This window comes from Mesorhizobium sp. B2-4-2, assembly GCF_006442845.1.
Lineage (GTDB): Bacteria > Pseudomonadota > Alphaproteobacteria > Rhizobiales > Rhizobiaceae > Mesorhizobium.
This window is the reverse complement of record NZ_VFVM01000001.1, coordinates 443659-462160: the sequence shown is the minus strand read 5'-3', so window position 1 is coordinate 462160 and position 18502 is coordinate 443659. Positions and strand designations below refer to the sequence as shown.

16 protein-coding genes and 1 tRNA gene are annotated in these 18502 nt (G+C 63.8%); 10 read left to right on the top strand and 7 right to left on the bottom strand.

Annotation, left to right across the window (positions count from 1 at the left end; genetic code table 11):
• Window positions 1–129: 129 nt before the first annotated feature.
• Entirely contained in the window at window positions 130–519 is a 390-nt protein-coding gene (locus tag FJ942_RS02265) for a DUF427 domain-containing protein (protein WP_140494914.1), read from the top strand.
• Window positions 520–557: 38 nt separating this feature from the next.
• On the opposite strand, the gene FJ942_RS02260 is transcribed toward FJ942_RS02265, so the two are convergent.
• On the bottom strand, window positions 558–1298 hold the full coding sequence (locus FJ942_RS02260; protein ID WP_140494917.1) for a polysaccharide deacetylase family protein: 741 nt from the start codon (window positions 1296–1298) through the stop codon (window positions 558–560).
• A gap of 144 nt (window positions 1299–1442) precedes the next feature.
• Window positions 1443–4121 (bottom strand): pyruvate, phosphate dikinase, encoded by a 2679-nt coding sequence (ppdK, locus tag FJ942_RS02255; protein ID WP_140514847.1) that lies wholly within the window; start codon window positions 4119–4121, stop codon window positions 1443–1445.
• 214 nt (window positions 4122–4335) lie between these two features.
• Between ppdK and FJ942_RS02250 the strand changes: the two genes are divergently transcribed.
• From FJ942_RS02250 to FJ942_RS02240, 3 genes are all read left to right on the top strand, one after another.
• Window positions 4336–4680: a VOC family protein gene (locus FJ942_RS02250; RefSeq protein ID WP_140494922.1), complete on the top strand. Its 345-nt coding sequence runs from the start codon at window positions 4336–4338 to the stop codon at window positions 4678–4680.
• A 133-nt stretch (window positions 4681–4813) separates the two neighbouring features.
• Window positions 4814–4888: transfer RNA gene (locus tag FJ942_RS02245), tRNA-Gln, on the top strand.
• 67 nt (window positions 4889–4955) lie between these two features.
• Entirely contained in the window at window positions 4956–5324 is a 369-nt protein-coding gene (locus tag FJ942_RS02240) for a VanZ family protein (protein ID WP_140555925.1), read from the top strand.
• A gap of 78 nt (window positions 5325–5402) precedes the next feature.
• Here the strand turns inward: FJ942_RS02240 and smc are convergent, their stop codons facing one another.
• The 3 genes from smc to FJ942_RS02225 all read right to left on the bottom strand — a co-directional run bounded on the left by smc (window position 5403) and on the right by FJ942_RS02225 (window position 10362).
• A complete protein-coding gene (smc, locus tag FJ942_RS02235) occupies window positions 5403–8861 on the bottom strand; it encodes a chromosome segregation protein SMC (protein WP_140629253.1) in 3459 nt (1152 codons plus the stop codon).
• A gap of 114 nt (window positions 8862–8975) precedes the next feature.
• Entirely contained in the window at window positions 8976–9719 is a 744-nt protein-coding gene (locus FJ942_RS02230) for a DsbA family protein (RefSeq protein WP_140638678.1), read from the bottom strand.
• A 142-nt stretch (window positions 9720–9861) separates the two neighbouring features.
• Window positions 9862–10362 carry a DUF721 domain-containing protein gene (locus tag FJ942_RS02225; RefSeq protein ID WP_140897153.1) on the bottom strand — a complete coding sequence of 167 codons (501 nt, stop codon included), beginning with the start codon at window positions 10360–10362 and terminating at the stop codon, window positions 9862–9864.
• A gap of 55 nt (window positions 10363–10417) precedes the next feature.
• Here FJ942_RS02225 and mutY point away from each other — a divergent pair, with 55 nt between their 5' ends.
• On the top strand, window positions 10418–11635 hold the full coding sequence (gene mutY / locus FJ942_RS02220; protein ID WP_140897152.1) for an A/G-specific adenine glycosylase: 1218 nt from the start codon (window positions 10418–10420) through the stop codon (window positions 11633–11635).
• Complete coding sequence (locus FJ942_RS02215) at window positions 11628–12239, top strand: HAD family phosphatase (RefSeq protein ID WP_140558189.1); 612 nt, start codon at window positions 11628–11630, stop codon at window positions 12237–12239. The genes mutY and FJ942_RS02215 overlap by 8 nt, the downstream gene beginning before the upstream one ends.
• 66 nt (window positions 12240–12305) lie before the next feature.
• Here the strand turns inward: FJ942_RS02215 and FJ942_RS02210 are convergent, their stop codons facing one another.
• Window positions 12306–13439 (bottom strand): site-specific DNA-methyltransferase, encoded by a 1134-nt coding sequence (locus FJ942_RS02210; protein WP_140558191.1) that lies wholly within the window; start codon window positions 13437–13439, stop codon window positions 12306–12308.
• 165 nt (window positions 13440–13604) lie between these two features.
• Between FJ942_RS02210 and FJ942_RS02205 the strand changes: the two genes are divergently transcribed.
• Entirely contained in the window at window positions 13605–14294 is a 690-nt protein-coding gene (locus tag FJ942_RS02205; RefSeq protein WP_140558193.1) for an HAD family phosphatase, read from the top strand.
• Between the two features lie 35 nt (window positions 14295–14329).
• On the opposite strand, the gene FJ942_RS02200 is transcribed toward FJ942_RS02205, so the two are convergent.
• Window positions 14330–15055, bottom strand: a complete 726-nt coding sequence (locus FJ942_RS02200; RefSeq protein ID WP_140494939.1) for a hypothetical protein — start codon at window positions 15053–15055, stop codon at window positions 14330–14332.
• 129 nt (window positions 15056–15184) lie between these two features.
• Between FJ942_RS02200 and thrC the strand changes: the two genes are divergently transcribed.
• Genes thrC through FJ942_RS02185 form a run of 3 tightly spaced genes read left to right on the top strand, consistent with a single transcriptional unit; the run spans window position 15185 to window position 18501 of the window.
• A complete protein-coding gene (gene thrC, locus FJ942_RS02195; RefSeq protein WP_140897151.1) occupies window positions 15185–16582 on the top strand; it encodes a threonine synthase in 1398 nt (465 codons plus the stop codon).
• A gap of 14 nt (window positions 16583–16596) precedes the next feature.
• On the top strand, window positions 16597–17889 hold the full coding sequence (locus FJ942_RS02190; protein ID WP_140494943.1) for a pitrilysin family protein: 1293 nt from the start codon (window positions 16597–16599) through the stop codon (window positions 17887–17889).
• A gap of 15 nt (window positions 17890–17904) precedes the next feature.
• Window positions 17905–18501 carry a GNAT family protein gene (locus tag FJ942_RS02185; RefSeq protein WP_140494945.1) on the top strand — a complete coding sequence of 199 codons (597 nt, stop codon included), beginning with the start codon at window positions 17905–17907 and terminating at the stop codon, window positions 18499–18501.
• Window position 18502: the final 1 nt, after the last annotated feature.

The following is an 18502-nucleotide window of genomic DNA, read 5'->3' as shown; positions in this document are numbered from 1 at the left end:
ACAAGGTCATCGCTAAAAATGCCGTCGGCAGCGCCCACGGCTGGAGATTGATTGCGGATTGCTGGCGACCGTCGGCCTTGCGCAAACCACCTCGTCGACACACTTAAAGCTGAGACGAGGAGAAATAGCATGGACAAGATCGCCAACCCGGCACCCGGCTTCCAGCGCAACCCCGATAAGGTCATCACCGTCGAACCGTATAAGGGCACCGTCACCGTGCGTGCAGGCGACACTGTTATCGCCTCATCGACGAACGCCAAGGTGCTGACGGAAGCGCCCTATCCGGCCGCCTTTTACATCCCGTTCGCAGACATCGATTTCAACAAGCTGAGCGGCACGCAATCCTCCACCCATTGTCCCTACAAGGGCGACGCAAGCTACTGGAGCGTGCTGCCTGCCGCCGAGGCAGGCAAGGATGCGATGTGGGCCTATGAGCAGCCTTTCGACGAAATGGCTGAAATCCGCAACCACGGCGCGTTCTACGCAAGCAAGGTCAGCATCGAAGCCAAGCCAGCTTGAACGGACGAACGAGGAGGCCGGACCTGCCGTCCTGCCGATCAGTCGGTGGTGCCGTTATTGCCGAAGCCTCCGGCATCATCGAGCCGCACGAAGGTCAGTCCCTTCTGCTTGAGCGCCAGCAGGCCCTGCACGACGCCCTCCCCGGCGGCATGGGTCGGCTGGTTGATATGGGCGATGATGACGTCGCCATCCTTGGCCGCTTCTATGCGCCTTGTGGTTTCCCTGGCGCCGAGCAGCGAACCGCCGTCGCCATTGATCGAGAAGCCGGCGATCTTGAAGCCCAGCTTGCGGATCATGGCGATCGCCGACGGACTATACTCCGCGGTCGCGCCACGAAACCATTTCGGCGCTGGCTCGCCAGTCCCGGCCAAGGCGACGGCGCCCGACTCGACCTCGGCCAGAACCGCTTCCGGACTGCCGGCGCTGCGTATGCCATAGATCTTCTGCGGCGTGTCGACGGCCGGGATGTGATGGCCGCCGTGGTTTTCCAGTTCGAACAGGTCGGGATGCGCCCGCATGATCTCGACGGCGGCGGCGTTCCGCTTCAGCCAGATGCCGGTGACGAAGATGGTCGCAGGTATCCTGTTTTCCACCAGCGCCGAGAGGATGCGGTTGTCGGTCCGTCCGCCGCAGGCATCGAGGGTCAAGGCAATGCGCCCGGTTCCACCTGCATCCGGCTTGATGTGCAGGATGGGTTCGACCAGCGATGCGGCATGGCCGCTGGACACGACGGCCAAAGACATGGCGACAATGCAGAGATTTTTTTGCAGCAGGCGCATCAAATCCAATTCCAATCGGGCGTTTCACGCAGGCATCCCAAGACCCGCATGAAGGCGAAAATCGGAGCTGGATAGCAGAAAAGCACCAGACGCGACAATCTGACCGTCTTGCGGCAGTTCCTCGTTCCGATCGGCGGCAGGCGCTCAGCCGCGGCCCGCCTTTGCCACCTGAACGGCCGCCTGCGCGGCCGCCAACCTGGCGATCGGCACGCGGTAGGGCGAACAGGACACATAGTCCAGTCCGACCTCCTCGCAGAAGCGGATGGAGGCCGGATCGCCGCCATGCTCACCACAAATGCCGAGCTTGATCCCTGGCCGCGCCGCCCTGCCCTTCTCGGCGGCCATGCGCACCAGTTCGCCGACGCCATGGATGTCCAGCGATACGAACGGATCCTGTTCGATGATGCCTTTCTGGCGATAGGTCTCCAGGAACGAGGCCGCGTCGTCGCGCGAGATGCCGAATGTCGTCTGGGTCAGGTCGTTGGTGCCGAAAGAGAAGAACTCGGCCGATTCAGCGATGACATGGGCGCGGATCGCCGCGCGGGGGAGCTCGATCATGGTTCCAGTCAGGTAGTCGATCTTGACGCCGCTTTCGTCCATGACGCTCTTGGCCACCGCATCGATGCGCGCCTTGACATAGTCGAGTTCCTTCACAAGCCCGACCAGCGGCACCATGATCTCGGGTACCACCAGCGCGCCGGCCTTGCGGCCAGCCTCGACGGCGGCTTCGAAAATGGCGCGCGCCTGCATCTCGGCGATCTCGGGATAGGACACAGCAAGCCGGCAGCCGCGATGGCCGAGCATCGGATTGAATTCGTGCAGCGCCTCGGTGCGCTGCCTGAGCTTGTCCGGCGCAACATTCATCGCCGCCGCGACTTCGGCTATCTCGGCCTCGGTCTTGGGCAGGAATTCGTGCAACGGCGGATCGAGCAGGCGGATGGTCACCGGCAGACCGGCCATGATCTCGAACAGCTCCAGGAAATCCGCTCGCTGCATCGGCAGCAGCTTGGCAAGCGCGGCGCGCCGGTCCTTTTCGGTGTCGGCCAGGATCATCTCGCGCATGGCGATAATGCGGGCGCCATCGAAGAACATGTGTTCGGTGCGGCACAAGCCGATGCCTTCGGCACCGAAGGAGCGCGCCATGCGCGCATCGAGCGGGGTTTCGGCGTTGGTGCGCACTTTCATGCGCCGCACCGCATCCGCCCATTCCATGATGGCGGCGAAATCGCCGGAAAGCTCGGGCTGGAGCATCGCTACGGCGCCCTTGAGCACCTGCCCGTTGCCGCCGTCGATGGTGATGATGTCGCCCTTGCGGAAGGTCTGCCCCATCGACATCAGCGTAGCTGCCTTATAGTCGACGCGCAGCGAACCGGCGCCCGAAACGCACGGCTTGCCCATGCCGCGCGCCACGACGGCAGCATGGCTGGTCATGCCGCCGCGCGTGGTCAGGATGCCTTCCGCCGCATGCATGCCGTGGATGTCCTCGGGGCTGGTCTCCACACGCACCAGAATAGCCTTGCGCCCTTGCGCCTTGAGATCCTCGGCGTCCGCGGAGGAAAAGACGATCTCGCCGGTAGCGGCGCCTGGAGACGCCGGCAGGCCGACACCGATGACGTCGCGTGCGGCCTTCGGATCGATGGTGGGGTGCAGGAGCTGGTCGAGCGAGGCGGGATCGATGCGGGCGACCGCTTCCTCTTTCGAGATCAAGCCGTCCCTGGCCATCTCGACGGCGATCCTGAGCGCCGCCTTGGCGGTGCGCTTGCCGGACCTCGTCTGCAACATCCACAATTTGCCGCGCTCGATGGTGAATTCGAGGTCCTGCATGTCGCGGTAGTGCTTTTCCAGCCTGTCCGAGATGGTGACGAAGGACTGGAAGGCGTCCGGCATCAGTTTCTGCAATGACGGCTTGTCGGAGCCGGCGGCGATGCGGGCCGCCTCGGTGATGTTCTGCGGCGTGCGGATGCCGGCGACGACGTCCTCACCCTGCGCATTCACCAGGAACTCGCCATAGAGCTGCTTTTCGCCGGTCGACGGATTGCGAGTGAAGGCGACCCCGGTGGCCGAAGTTTCACCCATGTTGCCGAACACCATGGCCTGGACATTGACCGCCGTGCCCCAGCTTTCGGGAATATCGTGCAGGCGCCTGTAAGTGATGGCGCGGTTGTTCATCCAACTCGAGAACACGGCACCGATCGCCCCCCAGAGCTGTTCGTGCGGATCCTGCGGGAACGGCCTGCCGAGCTCCTCTTCGACCTTGGCCTTGTAGAGCGCGATGACGCCTTGCCACTCGATAGCTGTCAGTTCCGTGTCGAGTTCATGGCCGAGGCTGGCCTTCTGATCCTCGAGGATCTCCTCGAACACCTCGTGGTCGAGCCCCATGACGACATCGGAATACATCTGGATGAAGCGCCGGTAGCTGTCATAGGCAAAGCGCGCATCCCCGGAATCGGCGGCCAGCGCCTCGACGGTTTCGTCGTTGAGGCCGAGATTGAGCACGGTGTCCATCATGCCAGGCATCGAGGCGCGGGCGCCGGAGCGCACCGACACAAGCAGCAGTTTCGACGGATCGCCGAAACGGCGGCCGGTGAGCCGGCCGATATGGTCCAGCGCCACGGCGACGTCCGCTTCAAGCCCTGCCGGATAGGCGCGGCCGTTGGCATAGTAGGCGTTGCAGACCTCCGACGTGATGGTGAAGCCCGGCGGCACCGGCAGGCCAAGGCTACACATCTCGGCCAGATTGGCACCCTTGCCGCCCAACAGATTCTTGTCGCCAGCCCGGCCTTCGGCCGCACCATCGCCAAAGGTGAAAACCCACTTGGTCATGCTTTGCTCTCCGGTTGCAGGAGATTGGAAAGATTGACGAAACAGAAAGCCCCGCCATATCCCGACTTTGGACGGATATGATGCTGCAATGCGAAAGGCAAGGCGTCGGCAAAGCCGTTTGGCCGCTACAATCGATTAAGCAAAAGCTGCGGCAAAAGGACTTGCCAGTGCAACGGTCCAAGACTAGAACATACAGGGAACGAAGAGGTGCATTATGAAGCTCACCGGAAAACTCGACTATCTGGAACTGCCGGCAACCGGCGCGACGCTGGACAGTGTGAAAGCCTTCTACAGCGCCGCCTTTGCCTGGTCGTTCACCGACTATGGCCCGACCTATTCGGCCTTTAGCGAGGGACTGGACGGCGGTTTCCAGGCCGACAGCGGCGACGCCACCGCCAAGCCGTTGCCGGTGCTCTATTCCCAGGATCTGGAAGAGACGCTGGCCGCCGTCGAGAATGCCGGCGGCACGATCATCAAACCGATCTTTTCGTTTCCGGGCGGCAGGCGGTTCCACTTTGCCGACCCGGCTGGAAACGAGATGGCGGTGTGGGGAGAATAGGCGGCACGACCGGCGCATGAGACGACCGTCGCCAACGGAGTCGTGGATCAGCAGGAAAGTCGCAATCTCCAGGCATTGAGCTTTCCACCGGCACAGCCTATAAGGCCGCGCGCAGTCGACGCATGTCAGCTGCTGGGGCGTCGCCAAGTGGTAAGGCATCGGTTTTTGGTACCGACATTCCCAGGTTCGAATCCTGGCGCCCCAGCCAAGCGCGCAAGGGTCCGTTCCGGACACATAGGTTACGGTTTATACCGGAGACATGTTGTTGGAGCAGAATGAGAATCTATTCCGTCGCCGAGCGGATTGCCTTTGTCGTCACGCTCCTGGCCGTCCTCGTTCTCGCGCTGCTGCCGGCACATCGCCTCAAGCAATTCGGAATCGATATCGGCTTCCATTATGACAAGCTCAATCACGCCAGCGCATTCGCCGTGCTGGCTTTCCTGGGCAGCCTCGGCTGGCCGCGGCACAAGCCGGCGCTGATCGTCTTCCTCGCCTTTGTCGGCGCTGCCATAGAAGTTCTCCAGGGCACCACGGCGATAGGCCGCGATTTCGACGTGCTCGACTGGGTTGCCGATTGCATTGGCATTGCATGCGGTCTGCTGGCCGCGATCTGGGCGACCTGGATCGTGCAACGCGCAAGGTGAGAAGAAGCCGAACCGACTGCCTTACCGCGAAAGACAACGCTCAAAATCAGGCTTCAGCACGGCACGTTGAAGGTGAAGTCAGCTTGCCTCGCGCATGGCTTCGGCTGCCTGCAGATCGACCGAAACGAGCTGGCTGACGCCCTGCTCGGCCATGGTCACCCCGAACAGCCGGTCCATGCGCGCCATGGTGATGGGATTGTGGGTGATGATGACGAAGCGCGTCTCGGTGGTCTTGGCCATCTCGTCCATCAGATTGCAGAAGCGTTCGACATTGTGATCGTCGAGCGGCGCATCGACTTCGTCGAGCACGCAGATCGGCGCCGGGTTGGTGAGGAACACGGCGAAGATCAGCGACATCGCCGTCAGCGCCTGCTCGCCACCGGACAGCAGCGTCATGGTCTGCGGCTTCTTGCCGGGCGGACGGGCAAGGATTTCAAGTCCTGCCTCGAGCGGATCCTCGGATTCGATCAGCTGCAATTCCGCCGTGCCGCCGCCGAAGAGATGCGAGAACAGCCGCTGGAAATGACCGTTGACCACGTCGAAAGCGGCGAGAAGCCGCTCGCGGCCTTCGCGGTTGAGGTTCTGGATCGCTTGCCTGAGCTTGCGGATCGCCTCGATGATGTCCTCGCGCTCCGAGACGATGGTCTCCAGCCGGTCCGAAAGCTCCTTCTGCTCCTCCTCGGCGCGCAAATTGACGGCGCCGAGCCGCTCGCGCTCGATCTTCAGCCTGTCGAGCTGGCGCTCGATCTCGGCCATTTCGGGCATCGGATCGTCGGCCTCCAGCCCGGTATGGCGGATGACCAGATGTGGCGGCGTGTTCAGCGTCTCCTGGATGCGCGCCTCGACCTCCAGCCGGCGCTCGTCGGCCGCGGTCAAGCGCTCCTCGGCGCGGACACGGGTCTCGCGCGCCTCGGCCAGCGACTGGATGGCGCTGGTGGCCGCCTTGTCCAGTTCGGCCTGCCTGTTCTCCGCTTCCTGCAGACGGTCGGCCGCCGCCTTGCGCAAGGTCTCGGCCTCGGTGAGCTGTGACAGCAAGGCGCGCCGCTTGGCATCGATCTCGTCGGGTGCGTCGGCCAATCTCTCGCGTTCGGCCTCGGCCTCTGCCTTGCGTTCGCCCAGCGAGGCGATCTGCGTCGAAGCGTTCTCGGCGCGCTCCAGCCAGTTGCTGCGCTCGGCGCCGATCGCATCGAGCCGGCGCGACCGCGCCTCGGCCTCCCGCCGCAACCCTTCATGGACGGCACGCGCATCGGCGAGCGTGGCGCGGTCGCGGGCGACATTGGCCGAGGATTGCTCGAGCTGTATCTGCAGGTCGCCGAGATCGGGCGCGTCCTGCAGCAGCATTTCCGCCTCGGCAAAGGCGGCCGAAGTTTCTTCATGACTGTCGACAATACGGGCGCGGGCCTCGTCCAGGGCGGCGCGCCGGCTCGCCAACTCGCCGCCGGCCTTTTCGGCTTCGGCCAGCGCGTTGCGGGCGGCGTCCAGCCCGTGCTGGGCGTCGCGTCCGGCCTGACGCGCGGCGCGCTCGGCCTCGCTGGCCTCGCGAAGCGACTGTTCGGCCTGTGCGAGCACCGCCTCGGCCTCGCGCAGCACAAGCGTCGCCTGCACCGCTTCGGCATCGAGCTCGGCCAGCCGGTTCTTTTGCGCCAGGCGTTGCGCGGCCGCGGTCGGCGCGTCGGCGCTGGCGGTCAGCCCGTCCCACCGCCACAGCGCGCCCTCAGGGCTGACCAGCCTCTGGCCGGGCGCGAGCAGCCCTTGCAGGCGGCGGCCGTCGGCGGCTTCGACAATGCCGATCTGCGCCAGCCGGCGGGCAAGCTGCGCCGGGGCACGTACCACGCTGGCCAGGCTCTTGATGCCTTCGGGAAGCGCGGCGTCATCGGCCTGGATCGCGCTCTCGCCCCAATGCACCGGGGCGCTGCGGTCGAGCGGCACGTCAAGGTCCTCGCCGAGGGCGGCGCCCAAGGCCGTCTCATAGCCGCGCTCGACGCTGATCTGTTCCAGCACGGACGGGAAGAGATCGCCGCTGGCTGCGTTCAGGATCTTGGCCAGCGTGCGGGCTTCGGTTTCGATGCGCGCCAGTTCGGCCCTGGCGTCCTGTAATGGCGGGCGGGCGGCATTTTCGGCGGCGCGCGCCTCGGCGACCGCCTGTTCGGCGGCAATCGCGCCGGCCTCGCTCTCTTCGAGCCGCGCCAGCGCGTCCTCGACCAGAAGTCGCTTCTCGGCCGGGTCGGGCAGGCCCGCGACTTTGGAGAGTATTTCCGACAATTCGCGGTCGACATCGGCGAGTTGGCGGGCGAAACGGTCCCGACGCTCGGCGGTCTCGCGCAGCGTCCGCTCGACCTGATTGCGCGAAGCGGCGGCCTCGGCCCGCTCGGCGGTAAGTGCTGCAAGCCTGGCTTCGCTCTGCGAGAGCGTCGCGGCTGCCTGTTCGAAGGCGGCGCGGGTGGTTGCTTCACGCTCGGCCGCGCCGGCATTTTCGGAGTTGAGCGCTGCTTCCTCGGCGCGCAGGCGTTCGAGGATATCCGCATTGTCGCGCACCATGCGCTCCTCGCGGGCGATGTCACCGTCGAGCTGCTGGAGCCGGCGCTCGAGTTCCGCCTGACGGGCGCGGATGCGGCCGGCTTCTTCCTCGATCTGCGATCTGGCGATCGACAGGCGCTGGAAGGCCGCGGCCGCCGCAGCTTCGGCGTCACGCAAATCGGGCAGCCGATGCGCGCCGATACCTTGCTCCCTGGCGGCCGCCATCTGGGCGGCGGCGCGGTCGCCAACCAGGGCGGTGGCGACGGCCAGCGCCGAACGTGCCTCGCCTTCCTGGGCCTTGGCCAGCGTCCAGCGCAGATGGAGCAGCGTCGCCTCGGCCTTGCGGATGTCGGCCGACAGGTTCTTGAAGCGGGAGGCCTGGCGTGCCTGGCGCTTCAGGCTTTCGATCTGGCTTTCCAGCTCGCCAACGACGTCATCCAGGCGCTCGAGGTTCTGCTCGGCGGCCTTGAGCCTGAGTTCGGCCTCGTGGCGGCGCGTATGCAGGCCGGAAATGCCGGCCGCTTCTTCCAGCAGGGCGCGGCGCGCCTGGGGCTTGGCCTGGATCAGCTCGCCGATGCGACCCTGGCCAACCATCGAGGGCGAACGCGCGCCGGTCGACTGGTCGGCGAACAGAAGCTGCACGTCCTTGGCGCGCGCTTCCTTGCCGTTGATACGGTAGAGCGAGCCCGCCTCACGCTCGATGCGGCGCGACACCTGCAATTCGTCGGCGTCGTTGAAGGCTGCCGGCGCCGAGCGATCGCTGTTGTCGAGGAACAACGTGACCTCGGCGGTATTGCGTGCCGGGCGCGTGCCCGAGCCGGAAAAGATCACGTCGTCCATGCCGGACGCGCGCATGTTCTTGTAGGAGCTTTCGCCCATCACCCAGCGCAGCGCCTCGACAAGGTTAGACTTGCCGCAGCCGTTCGGCCCGACAATGCCCGTCAGGCCGCGTTCGATCACGAACTCGCCTGGTTCGACGAAGGATTTGAAACCGAGGAGGCGAAGGCGCGAAAACTTCATTCACGCCGCCCTGAAAGCGACTTTTGCGAAAACGCGCCGCGGGTTTGCGGCGGCGCGCAGCACGGCCAAAGGCCACGCATGCCGAAGCGCTGCCGCTTCGGCATCGCCAGGACGTCAGAGCTGAGGGTCGATGATGGCCGACATTTCCTCAATCGACATCGCCCCTTTGTAGGTCTTTCCGTTGATGAAGAAGGTCGGCGTCGAGTCGACCTTGAATTCGTCGGCGCCGCGTTTCTGGACCGCCCTCACATCGTCCAGAAGTTTCTGGTCCGTCAAGCAGGCTTCGAAGGACTCCTGTGTAAAACCGGCGAGCTTGGAGATTTGCAGCAGCGCATCCTTGGTGTTGGACACGCCCACCCAGTTCGCCTGCTGCTTGAACAGGACATCCACCATCGGGAAGTAGTTGTCCTTGGCGCAGCGCGCCAGCATGAAACCGGCCTCGGCGCTCGGATCGAACGGGAATTCGCGCAAAATGTAGCGCGCCTTGCCGGTATCGATGTATTTCTTCTTCAATTCCGGGAAGGTGGTTTCGGCAAAATGCGCGCAATGCGGGCAGGTCATCGAGGCGTATTCGACGATCGTGACCTTCGCGTCGTCCTTGCCGAGTTGCTTGTCGGGCAGTGCGCCGGGCTTCAGCAATTCGGCCATGTCGACCGTGCCCTGAGCCTCCGGCGCCTTGACGGCGGCTGGCGTGGCCGATGTCGCGGGCGCGGCGGGAGCGGCAGGCTTCACATCGGCCGCCTTGGCTTCCTCACCAGAGTCGCTGCATGCCGCAAGCACGGCCACCGCCGGAATGGCGGCCAGCGAAGACAGCAGGTTTCTGCGGGACAAGCTTTTGCCGAACGGAGGACGGTTCATACGAATCACCTGACAAGGGTTGGATTTTGCAACGCAAAGGCACGAAAAGGCGAGAGTTGGCGCGAATTAAGGCATCGCCGTCCCCAATCCAATCGTGAAACTTGAAGTTTATAATCACGAAAGCGCGAGATTGGCGACAGTGCTATGACTTTCTTTGTCCCAGAATAGTGGCGCCGAGCCGCTCAAGCGAGGCACGCAGGCCATCGTCTTCTATCTTGCCGACGATGTGCGACAGTCTTGATTTTTCCGCCTCGTTGAGAGGCCTGACGAGCGGTTTCGGCCGCGCTTTTTCACGTAGAACCGGCTTCTGCACTATCCTGATGCGGCCGATGGCCGTGAAGCCGAGAAAAGCGTTGACGCGATTGATGATCTCGCCGGCCTCATGCTGCAGATGGAGCGCCGCCATGCCCTCGCAGGCGATCACCAGCACGGCCGGCTCGAACGGGTCGTCTTCGTGCAGCCGCCGAGGCCACTGGATCTTTTCAGGGCGCGAATGGCCGGCCAGGCGCGAACCGGCAATCTCTTCCCACGACTGGACCAGGCTGACCGAAATGCCCGCCCGCTTGCGCAGCACCGGGTCGAGGATCGCGGTGGCGAGATCGCTCACCGGAACGGGATTGCCGAAGGGCCTTTTCCCTGCCATGTGCGTTCTCCAGCCACCACCTCCACTCTTCCCGGCCGAGGCCGATACGAGATCAATGGCACCGCACGAGCAGACCCGCAAGGCCATATCAGAGGACAGCAGCAGCAAAGCTGCGTCTAGTGACAGCAGCAAAGCTGCGTCTAGTGACAGCAGCAAAGCTGCGTCTAGTGACAGCAGCAAAGCTGGCGATACCGCATCCCGCCTGCTCGCATGGTACGACGTGCATCATCGCGAGTTGCCGTGGCGCGTGACCCCGCGCGACAATGCCCGTGGCGTGCGGCCCGATCCTTACCGGATCTGGCTGTCGGAGGTCATGCTGCAGCAGACCACGGTTGAAGCCGTGAAGGCCTATTTTCGCGCCTTTGTCGAGAAATGGCCTGATGTCGCGGCGCTGGCGGCGGCGCCCGTCGAGGACGTGATGAAAGCCTGGGCAGGGCTCGGCTACTATTCCCGTGCCCGCAACCTCAAGGCCTGCGCCGATCTGGTGGCCGGGCGCGACGGCCGGTTTCCGGATACGGAAGCCGGCTTGAAGGAATTGCCGGGCATCGGCGCCTATACTTCGGCGGCGATCGCGGCGATCGCTTTCGACCGGCCGGCTGCCGTCGTCGATGGCAATGTCGAACGTGTCGTGACCCGCCTGTTCTCCATTGCCACGCCGCTCAGCGAAGCCAAGGCCGACATTCGCGCCCGTGTCGAGCGCATGGTTCCCACGACGAGGCCCGGCGATTTCGCCCAGGCGATGATGGACCTCGGCGCCACGATCTGTACCCCGCGCCGACCGCGCTGCATGCTTTGCCCGCTGCGCGAGGGCTGCAGCGCGGTCGTTTCAGGCGATCCTGAACAATATCCCGTGCGCCTGCCCAAGGCCGACAAACCGCTGCGGCGCGGCGCAGCCTTCGTCGCCGTGCGAAGCGACGGTGCCATTCTTCTGCGCAAACGCGCCGACAAAGGGCTGCTCGGCGGCATGACCGAGGTGCCGACGACCGGCTGGACGGCGCGGCTGGACGGCGCGACCACAGCGGCGGCCGCACCCTTTCCCGGCGACTGGCGACAAGCCGGCCGGATCGCGCATGTCTTCACCCATTTTGCGCTCGAGCTCGAAATCTTCCTCGCCCGAAGCACCGGCGAGACGCCCGCCGGGCATTTCTGGTCGCTGCCATCGGACATTTCGGGTGAAGCGCTGCCCACTGTCATGAAAAAGGCAATCGAGGCTGCGATACCCGGCGCGACGAAAAAGCCGTCACCGAACAGTGCAGAGAGGCCCCATGACTGAAATCCGCCACATCGTGTTCGACATCGGCAAAGTGCTGATCCACTACGACCCGAACATCCCGTTCAGCCGGCTTATTCCCGATGCCGAGGAGAGAAAGTGGTTCTTCGACAATGTCTGCACGCATGACTGGAACATCGAGCAGGACCGCGGCCGGACATGGGAAGAGGCGGAAACGCTGCTGATCGCGGACCACCCGGATCACGCGGATAACATCCGCAATTTTCGCCGCCACTGGCACGACATGGTGCCGCATGCCTATGACGACAGCGTCGCCATCATGGTCGGCCTGATCGACAGCGGCCACGATGTCACCATGCTGACCAACTTCGCCGCCGATACGCTGGCCGAAGCGCGCAAACGCTTCGATTTTCTCAATCGTCCGCGCGGTGTCACCATTTCGGGTGAGATCGGCAAGATCAAGCCGGATCGCGACATCTACGACCATCACGTCGCCGCGTTCGAGCTCGAACCGTCCGCGACGCTGTTCATCGACGACAGCCAGAAGAATGTCGACGGCGCCAAAGCGGCCGGCTGGCAAGCAGTGCTGTTCACCGATGCCAAGACACTTCAAGCAGACCTTGAGCGGCTCGGAATCAAGGCGTGATTTGAATCGCTTCCAGTACTTCGTTGAGACTTTGAACCAACGCCAAAGCCGCGGCAATCGGCAGGGTCAGCCCCCTGCCCTTTCCATGCCGAGACGCGCGATGCGACGCAGTTCGTCGATCGGGGTCAGGCCGCCGCTGCGTTCATAGTGCCAGAAGGTCCAGCCGTTGCAGGCATCCAGGCCCTGAACTTCGGCGCCGATTTTGTGGATCGATCCGGCACTGTCGCCGATCGCCACCGTGCCATCGGCGCGAACCTTGGCCGCCCAGCGCTTCTTGGCGTCGTAGAGCGTAGCACCGGGCGTCACCAGCCCGGTGTCGATCAGGCTGACGAAGGCGACGCGAGGCTCGGCGCGCTTGCCAGTGAGCACGGTCAGGTCCGCGCCGTCGAGCGGCCGCACCGCGTCGATGCGTTCATTGGCGGCGTCGATATAGGCCTGCTCGCGCTCTATGCCGACAAAATGCCTGCCAAGGCGCTTGGCCACCGCGCCTGTCGTGCCGGAGCCGAAGAAGGGATCGAGCACGACGTCGCCCGGCTTGGTCGAGGCCATCATGATGCGGGCGAGCAGCGCCTCCGGCTTCTGCGTCGGGTGCAGTTTATCGCCATTGTCGTTCTTCAGCCGCTCGCCACCGGTGCAGATCGGGAACAGCCAGTCGGAACGCATCTGTATGTCGTCGTTCGACGCCTTCAACGCTTCGTAGTTGAAGGTATAGCCCTTGCCCTTCTGGTCGCGGGAGGCCCAGATCATCGTCTCATGCGCGTTCTGGAAGCGGCGACCGCGAAAATTCGGCATCGGATTGGTCTTGCGCCAGACGACGTCGTTGAGGATCCAGAAGCCGAGATCCTGCATCTTGGCGCCGACCCGGAAGATGTTGTGATAGGAGCCGATGACCCAGATGGTGCCGTTGGGCTTCAACACCCGGCGCGCGGCCAGCAGCCAGGCGCGCGTGAAGGCATCGTAGGCCTCGAAGCTCTCGAACCGGTCCCAGTCGTCGTCCACCGCATCGACCTTGGATTGGTCGGGCCGGTGCAGGTCGCCGTCGAGCTGCAGATTGTAGGGTGGATCGGCGAAGATGACGTCGATGCATTTTTCGGGCAGCCGGTCGAGCGCCGCGACGCAGTCGCCCTTCAGGATCGTGTCCAGCCATTCGGATTGCTGGGGAGCATGGGAAAGCTCGTCGACAAGACGCACGGCTGACATTTTTACACCCAAGGCACGCGTTACTGTTTACTCCCGGTTATGGTTACCGATCAGCGTAAATATTCGGTGAAGGGCAGCGATCGGACGCCGCCGGTTTGCGCCGACGTGCCCGTTGGTGTATGCCGCGCCGCCTGAAGCCTGCCCGTTCTCATTGCCCGGATCACCATGCCCCAGCCAGACCTTGTCATCTTCGATTGCGACGGCGTGCTCGTCGATTCCGAAATCATCGCCGCGCGCGTCGAGGCCGAGCTCCTGACCTTGTCCGGATACGAAATCTCGGCCGAGGAGATTGCCGAGACTTATGCGGGGCTGACGTTCAAGGACATTCTGATGCGGGTTGAGGAGAAGTCCAACATCCCGTTCCAGGTTTCGCTGATCGATCGCGCCGAAGAGCTGGTCGACCGGAAACTGCGCAGCGACGTTCGTGCCATCGAGGGCGTGCGCGAAGCGGTCGCCTCGGTGACGGCGCAACGTTGCATCTGCTCCAACTCACGCTCGGAGCGGATAGAATTCATGCTGGAGAAGGTGCATCTGCTGCCATTCTTTGCCGGGCGCATCTTCTCCGCGATGGAGACGCCGACCGGAAAAACCAAACCGGCTCCGGACGTGTTCCTGTTCGCCGCCGAAAAGCTCGGCGCCCATCCGGCAAACACTTTCGTCATCGAGGATTCCGTGCACGGCGTGACCGGCGCAAGGTCGGCAGGAATGCGTGTCATCGGGTTCACGGGCGCCGCCCATAGCTATCCCGGCCATGCCGATGCGCTGACGGAGGCGGGCGCCGAGACGGTGATCCGCCGCTGGGCGGATCTGAGCGGCACGCTGGCCGCCCTATCAGAATGGTCGGCGGACGTGTGAGCGTCCGCTAGGCCCCGACGAGCACCCCTGCGGATTTAGTTGGTCGCGGCGGCTTTCTTCCTGTTTTTCTTCGATTTGTCGGTCGCGGCCTTCGGCGCATTTTCATCATAGCCGGCATAGGCCTGATAGTCCTGCGCCGTCGGCGCCGGCACGACGATGTTGGAATCGGTGAAGACGAACTGCGTGGCGACCGAGGGGTCGGTAACCTGGACCTGGTATTGGTGGATCTGGGAATAAAGCACCTCAGTGCCATGCATTACCGCGGTGCGGATCGGCATGGTGATGGTGCCGGGCGTGAATTTCGGTCCCGGCACGATCTTGCCGGCGACGGCGATCTTCATCGTCAGCTGTCCGTCGGCGCGGCTGCAATCGCGGGTCACGTCGCTGATCGAGGCCTGATAAATGACCCTCGCCGAATCGTCCGGCGGAGTAGCAGCGGCAGCATCGGCCGCAGCCTGGGCCGCGGCATCCTGCGCGGCGTCGCCGGTCTTCTTGAGCTTGGGCCTGGGCTTCCGGGCTTCGTTGGCGTAGGTGTTGAAGAATGCCGTGCCGTCGCGAAGCATCACCCTCGGGCAATAGGCATTCAACTGGCTGGCCAGAATCTTGGGGTCCTGCGGCGGCGGTGGCGCGGTCGGGTCCTTCTTGCCAAAACCCAGGTTCAGCATACCGTTGTCGCCTGATTGGCAGCCGGCGGCGGCAAGCATAAAGCCGGTGAGCGCAAGACCCGCGAAAAAGCGACCGCTGAATGTATGAAACGCCATGAAACTGCACTTCCCTCTCGCAAAGCTGGTGACGTATATCAACCGCGCGGCAAAAATGCGACTGAGCCAGCGTAGAAATTAACCACCTTGCGTGGGTCGAAAACCCAAGGCAGTAACGGAATTGTGACGATGCAATATGTGAGTACCCGCGGCGAGGCGCCCGCGCTTGGGTTTTGCGATGCCGTCCTGACAGGCCTGGCACGCGACGGCGGGCTCTATGTGCCGCGCCAGTGGCCGCAATTCTCGATGGCCGAGATCCGCGCCATGCGCGGCCTGGCCTATCCCGAGCTGGCCATCCGGGTGCTGTCGCCGTTCCTTGGCGACGAAATCCCGGCCCCCGTGTTCGAGCGTCTGGTGCGGGAGGCCTATGCCACCTTCCGCCACGAGGCTGTCTGCCCGCTGGTCCAGACCGGCCCCAACGCTTTTGTCCTCGAACTCTTCCATGGACCTACGCTCGCCTTCAAGGACGTGGCGATGCAGTTGCTCGCCCGGCTGATGGACCATGTGCTCGCCGAACGCAACCAGCATGCCACCATCGTCGGCGCCACATCGGGCGACACCGGCGGAGCAGCGATAGACGCCTTCGCCGGGCGCAGCCGCACCGACATCTTCATTCTCTTCCCGCATGGCCGCGTGTCGCCGGTGCAGCAACGGCAGATGACGACATCGAAGGCTGAGAACGTGCATGCCTTGGCGATCGAAGGCAATTTCGACGATTGCCAGGGCATGCTCAAGGACATGTTCAACGATCACGGCTTTCGCGACCGTGTCTCGCTGTCGGGGGTGAATTCAATCAACTGGGCCCGCATCATGGCCCAGATCGTCTATTATTTCTCCTCGGCCCTGTCGCTCGGCGCGCCCGATCGCCCCGTCTCCTTCACCGTGCCCACAGGGAATTTCGGCGATATCTTTGCCGGTTACGCCGCCAAAAAAATGGGCCTGCCGATCGATCGGCTGGTCATCGCCACCAACGACAACGACATACTGGCACGCACTTTCGCGACCGGCGAATACCGCACCAAGGGCGTGTTCGCGACCACCTCGCCTTCCATGGACATTCAGGTGTCGTCGAATTTCGAGCGCCTGCTGTTCGAGGCGTCGGGCCGCGACCCGGCGACTGTGCGGCGCTACATGGCCGGGCTCAAACAATCCGGCGCCTTCACCATAGAAGCCACGGAAATCGCAGGGATGCGAGCCGAATTCGATGCCGGCCGCGCAGATATGGACGAGGTCGCCGCGACGATCCGCTCGACGCTCGCGGCCAGCAACTACCTGCTTGATCCGCATACCGCGGCAGCCGTGCATGTCGCGGCCGGCAAGGCTTCGAATGCCGTGCCGATGGTGGTGCTGGGCACTGCGCACCCAGCAAAATTCCCGGCTGCCGTCGAGGCCGCCAGCGGCGTGTCACCCGCGCTGCCCGCATGGCTAGGTGGGTTGATGACATCGGAGGAAAAATACACGGTACTTCCATCCGACCTGAAAATGGTGGAAGATTACGTCAGCCGCCGTGCGCGAGCGGCGCGTTAAGGAGTACGAACCATATGGGTGTTGAGGTAAGCCGTCTGTCGAACGGCCTGACAGTCGCCACCGAAACCCTTCCAAGCATCGAATCGGTTGCCCTGGGTGCCTGGGTCAAGTCGGGTGCCCGCAATGAACGTGACGAAGAGCATGGCATGGCCCATCTGCTCGAGCACATGGCGTTCAAGGGCACAAAGCGGCGAACAGCCTTCGAGATCGCATCGGAGATCGAGGACGTGGGCGGCGAGATCAACGCCGCCACCAGCGTCGAGACCACATCCTACTATGCCAGGGTGCTCTCCGACGACGTGCCGCTGGCCGTCGACATTCTTGCCGACATCCTGCAGGAATCGGAATTCGATCCGCAGGAGCTCGAACGCGAGCAGCACGTGATCCTGCAGGAAATCGGCGCCGCGCACGACACGCCCGATGACATCGTGTTCGACCGGTTCACCGAGACGGCCTTTCGCCACCAGACCATCGGCCGCTCGATTCTGGGCACGCCGGAAACCGTCAAATCCTTTACCTCGAAGCAATTGCACGATTTCATCGAGCGCCAGTATGGCGCCGAACGTATGGTGATCGTGGCCGCCGGCGACATCAAGCACGACAATTTCGTGCGCGAAGTGGAAAAGCAGCTCGGCGGCTTCCGCACCAAGGCCGACAACACCATCCCGCAATATGCGCAATATGTCGGCGGCGATTTCCGCGAGGACCGCGACCTGATGGACGCGCAGATCGTGCTGGGCTTCGAAGGCCGCGCCTACCATGTGCGCGATTTCTACGCCTCGCAGGTGCTGTCGATGATCCTCGGCGGCGGCATGTCGTCCAGGCTGTTCCAGGAAGTCCGCGAAAAGCGTGGCCTGTGCTATTCGGTCTATGCCTTCCACTGGGGCTTTTCCGATACCGGCATATTCGGCGTCCATGCCGCGACCGGGCAGAGCGACATCGCCGAACTGGTGCCCGTCATCATCGAGGAATTGCAGAAGGCCGGCGAGAACATCCTGCAGGAAGAGCTCGACCGGGCGCGCGCGCAATACCGCGCAGGTCTGATCATGTCGGCGGAAAGCCCGGCCAGCCGCGCCTCGCAGATCGCGCGACAGCTGCTCTTGTTCGGCCGGCCGATCGCCAAGGAGGAACTGATGGAGCGGCTGTCGGCGCTGACGGTCGATCGTTTGACCGACCTGTCGTCACGGCTGTTCTCGACCAAACCGACGCTTACCGCTGTAGGGCCTGTGGGTACGCTGGCGCCATACGAAGCGATCCTCGATTCGCTTCCGGGCACGCCCACCACGGCCCGCAAGCTCGCCGTCTAAGCCCGCACAAGCGCCGTGTTCGCGCTCCCTTTCTTTCGCCGCGACCTGCCGGCACTGAAGGGCGACCGCGTGACGCTGCGCGTGCCGTTCACCAATGACTACCGGGAGTGGTCGACTGTGCGCGGCGAGAGCCGGGCATTCCTCGAACCATGGGAGCCGCGCTGGGCGCCGGACGAGCTTGACCGGGCGGCATGGCGGCTGCGCATCAGCCGCTACCGCGAGGACTATGCGCAGGGAACCGCGATCGCCTTCTTCATATTCGAGAAGTCGAGCGGCAGGTTGGCTGGCGGAATTACGCTCGGCAACATACGCCACGGGGTCTCGCAGAGCGGGCATGTCGGCTACTGGATCGGCGAGCGCTTCGGCGGCCGTGGCCTGATGACCGACGCCGTCAAGGTCGTGACCCGCTTCGCCTTCGATACGCTGAGGTTGCACCGGATCGAAGCGGCCTGTATTCCCGACAATATCAGGTCGATCCGTGTGCTTGAAAAAGCCGGATTCCGGCGCGAAGGACTTCTGCGATCCTACCTCAGGATCAATGGCATCTGGCAGGACCATTACCTCTACGCCCGGATCGCGGACGATCCGCCAGGCGCTGGAACGAAGGACTGAT

Bases quoted from the DNA above. Each gene is read 5' to 3' on its own strand.
- FJ942_RS02265 (WP_140494914.1), top strand. From the start codon at position 130: ATGGACAAGATCGCCAACCCGGCACCCGGCTTCCAGCGCAACCCCGAT.
- FJ942_RS02260 (WP_140494917.1), bottom strand. From the start codon at position 1,298: ATGCGCCTGCTGCAAAAAAATCTCTGCATTGTCGCCATGTCTTTGGCC.
- ppdK (WP_140514847.1), bottom strand. From the start codon at position 4,121: ATGACCAAGTGGGTTTTCACCTTTGGCGATGGTGCGGCCGAAGGCCGG.
- FJ942_RS02250 (WP_140494922.1), top strand. From the start codon at position 4,336: ATGAAGCTCACCGGAAAACTCGACTATCTGGAACTGCCGGCAACCGGC.
- FJ942_RS02240 (WP_140555925.1), top strand. From the start codon at position 4,956: ATGAGAATCTATTCCGTCGCCGAGCGGATTGCCTTTGTCGTCACGCTC.
- smc (WP_140629253.1), bottom strand. From the start codon at position 8,861: ATGAAGTTTTCGCGCCTTCGCCTCCTCGGTTTCAAATCCTTCGTCGAA.
- FJ942_RS02230 (WP_140638678.1), bottom strand. From the start codon at position 9,719: ATGAACCGTCCTCCGTTCGGCAAAAGCTTGTCCCGCAGAAACCTGCTG.
- FJ942_RS02225 (WP_140897153.1), bottom strand. From the start codon at position 10,362: ATGGCAGGGAAAAGGCCCTTCGGCAATCCCGTTCCGGTGAGCGATCTC.
- mutY (WP_140897152.1), top strand. From the start codon at position 10,418: ATGGCACCGCACGAGCAGACCCGCAAGGCCATATCAGAGGACAGCAGC.
- FJ942_RS02215 (WP_140558189.1), top strand. From the start codon at position 11,628: ATGACTGAAATCCGCCACATCGTGTTCGACATCGGCAAAGTGCTGATC.
- FJ942_RS02210 (WP_140558191.1), bottom strand. From the start codon at position 13,439: ATGTCAGCCGTGCGTCTTGTCGACGAGCTTTCCCATGCTCCCCAGCAA.
- FJ942_RS02205 (WP_140558193.1), top strand. From the start codon at position 13,605: ATGCCCCAGCCAGACCTTGTCATCTTCGATTGCGACGGCGTGCTCGTC.
- FJ942_RS02200 (WP_140494939.1), bottom strand. From the start codon at position 15,055: ATGGCGTTTCATACATTCAGCGGTCGCTTTTTCGCGGGTCTTGCGCTC.
- thrC (WP_140897151.1), top strand. From the start codon at position 15,185: ATGCAATATGTGAGTACCCGCGGCGAGGCGCCCGCGCTTGGGTTTTGC.
- FJ942_RS02190 (WP_140494943.1), top strand. From the start codon at position 16,597: ATGGGTGTTGAGGTAAGCCGTCTGTCGAACGGCCTGACAGTCGCCACC.